Origin of the sequence: Sutcliffiella cohnii (genome assembly GCF_002250055.1) — a bacterium.
Taxonomy (GTDB): Bacteria; Bacillota; Bacilli; order Bacillales; family Bacillaceae_I; genus Sutcliffiella; species Sutcliffiella cohnii.
This window is the reverse complement of record NZ_CP018866.1, coordinates 7,501-10,000: the sequence shown is the minus strand read 5'-3', so window position 1 is coordinate 10,000 and position 2,500 is coordinate 7,501. Positions and strand designations below refer to the sequence as shown.

Below are 2,500 nucleotides of genomic sequence, written 5' to 3'. Positions count from 1 at the left end.
CCTATCAACCTGATCATCTTTCAGGGATCTTACTAGCTTGCGCTAAAGGAAATCTCATCTTGAGGGGGGCTTCATGCTTAGATGCTTTCAGCACTTATCCCGTCCGCACGTAGCTACCCAGCTATGCCTTTGGCAAGACAACTGGTACACCAGCGGTGCGTCCATCCCGGTCCTCTCGTACTAAGGACAGCTCCTCTCAAATTTCCTACGCCCACGACGGATAGGGACCGAACTGTCTCACGACGTTCTGAACCCAGCTCGCGTACCGCTTTAATGGGCGAACAGCCCAACCCTTGGGACCGACTACAGCCCCAGGATGCGATGAGCCGACATCGAGGTGCCAAACCTCCCCGTCGATGTGGACTCTTGGGGGAGATAAGCCTGTTATCCCCGGGGTAGCTTTTATCCGTTGAGCGATGGCCCTTCCATGCGGAACCACCGGATCACTAAGCCCGACTTTCGTCCCTGCTCGACTTGTAGGTCTCGCAGTCAAGCTCCCTTGTGCCTTTACACTCTACGAATGATTTCCAACCATTCTGAGGGAACCTTTGGGCGCCTCCGTTACTCTTTAGGAGGCGACCGCCCCAGTCAAACTGCCCACCTGACACTGTCTCCCGAGCCGATAAGGCTCGCGGGTTAGAATTTCAATACAGCCAGGGTAGTATCCCACCGACGCCTCCACCGAAGCTAGCGCTCCGGCTTCTCAGGCTCCTACCTATCCTGTACAAGCTGTACCAAAATTCAATATCAGGCTACAGTAAAGCTCCACGGGGTCTTTCCGTCCTGTCGCGGGTAACCTGCATCTTCACAGGTACTATAATTTCACCGAGTCTCTGGTTGAGACAGTGCCCAGATCGTTACGCCTTTCGTGCGGGTCGGAACTTACCCGACAAGGAATTTCGCTACCTTAGGACCGTTATAGTTACGGCCGCCGTTTACTGGGGCTTCGGTTCAAAGCTTCGCGCCGAGGCGCTAACCTTTCCCCTTAACCTTCCAGCACCGGGCAGGCGTCAGCCCCTATACTTCGCCTTACGGCTTCGCAGAGACCTGTGTTTTTGCTAAACAGTCGCCTGGGCCTATTCACTGCGGCTCTCTCGGGCTTTAACACCCTAACAGAGCACCCCTTCTCCCGAAGTTACGGGGTCATTTTGCCGAGTTCCTTAACCAGAGTTCTCTCGCTCACCTTAGGATTCTCTCCTCGCCTACCTGTGTCGGTTTGCGGTACGGGCACCATATTCCTCGCTAGAAGCTTTTCTTGGCAGTGTGGAATCAGGAACTTCGGTACTATATTTCCCTCGCCATCACAGCTCAGCCTTTAGGATAAGCGGATTTGCCTACTTATCCAGCCTAACTGCTTGGACGCGCATATCCAACAGCGCGCTTACCCTATCCTCCTGCGTCCCTCCATCGCTCAAACGGAATGAGGTGGTACAGGAATATCAACCTGTTATCCATCGCCTACGCCTTTCGGCCTCGGCTTAGGTCCCGACTAACCCTGAGCGGACGAGCCTTCCTCAGGAAACCTTAGGCATTCGGTGGAAGGGATTCTCACCCTTCTTTCGCTACTCATACCGGCATTCTCACTTCTAAGCGCTCCACCAGTCCTTACGGTCTAGCTTCAACGCCCTTAGAACGCTCTCCTACCACTGTTCGTAAGAACAGTCCGCAGCTTCGGTGATACGTTTAGCCCCGGTACATTTTCGGCGCAGAGTCACTCGACCAGTGAGCTATTACGCACTCTTTAAATGGTGGCTGCTTCTAAGCCAACATCCTGGTTGTCTAAGCAACTCCACATCCTTTTCCACTTAACGTATACTTTGGGACCTTAGCTGGCGGTCTGGGCTGTTTCCCTCTTGACTACGGATCTTATCACTCGCAGTCTGACTCCTGAGAAACAAGTCTTTGGCATTCGGAGTTTGACTGAATTCGGTAATCCGATGAGGACCCCTAGTCCAATCAGTGCTCTACCTCCAAGACTCTTTACTCAAGGCTAGCCCTAAAGCTATTTCGGAGAGAACCAGCTATCTCCAGGTTCGATTGGAATTTCTCCGCTACCCACACCTCATCCCCGCACTTTTCAACGTGCGTGGGTTCGGGCCTCCATTCAGTGTTACCTGAACTTCACCCTGGACATGGGTAGATCACCTGGTTTCGGGTCTACGACCACGTACTATGACGCCCTATTCAGACTCGCTTTCGCTACGGCTCCGTCTCATCAACTTAACCTTGCACGTAATCGTAACTCGCCGGTTCATTCTACAAAAGGCACGCTATCACCCATTAACGGGCTCTAACTACTTGTAGGCACACGGTTTCAGGATCTTTTCACTCCCCTTCCGGGGTGCTTTTCACCTTTCCCTCACGGTACTGGTTCACTATCGGTCACTAGGGAGTATTTAGCCTTGGGAGATGGTCCTCCCAGCTTCCGACGGGATTTCTCGTGTCCCGCCGTACTCAGGATCCACTCAAGAGAGAACGAGGTTTCAACTACAGGGTTTTT

General features: G+C 53.0%; 1 rRNA gene (cut by both window edges). It reads right to left on the bottom strand.

Annotation, left to right across the window (positions count from 1 at the left end):
• Positions 1–2,500, bottom strand: a 23S ribosomal RNA gene (locus BC6307_RS00025) (it extends past both window edges: 64 nt to the left, 371 nt to the right).